Source organism: Bacillus sp. mrc49 (assembly GCF_002803435.1).
In genome coordinates, this window is the sequence record NZ_PHNG01000444.1 from 1 (window position 1) to 301 (window position 301).

1 pseudogene is annotated in these 301 nt (G+C 52.5%); it reads right to left on the bottom strand.

Going from position 1 to position 301, the window contains the following annotated elements:
* A pseudogene (locus CVN76_RS02695) lies at positions 1 to 301 on the bottom strand (GTPase HflX); the annotation flags it as partial.

Genomic DNA, 301 nt, shown 5'->3' on the forward strand with positions numbered 1-301 from the left:
CAGGGATGGCATTCTTTTTGCGCTGCTTCCTCTGCGTTTGCCGGTGTGCCACAAGGAGTTCGAGTTCTTTGTTCAAAACGCTTATATTTCCCTCGATTCTCCTGCGGTCAAGCTCTAATTGCTTTTCCCCGGCTCCTTTGTTTGTGCCCACCCCGCCACTCTGACGGCCCAATGACTCCCTTAAGCCAACAAGACGCGGGAGCATATACTGAAGCTTTGCCACCTCTACCTGGAGCTGAGCTTCCTTCGTTTGCGCCCGGTGCGCAAAGATGTCCAGAATTAAAATCGTCCGATCGATCAC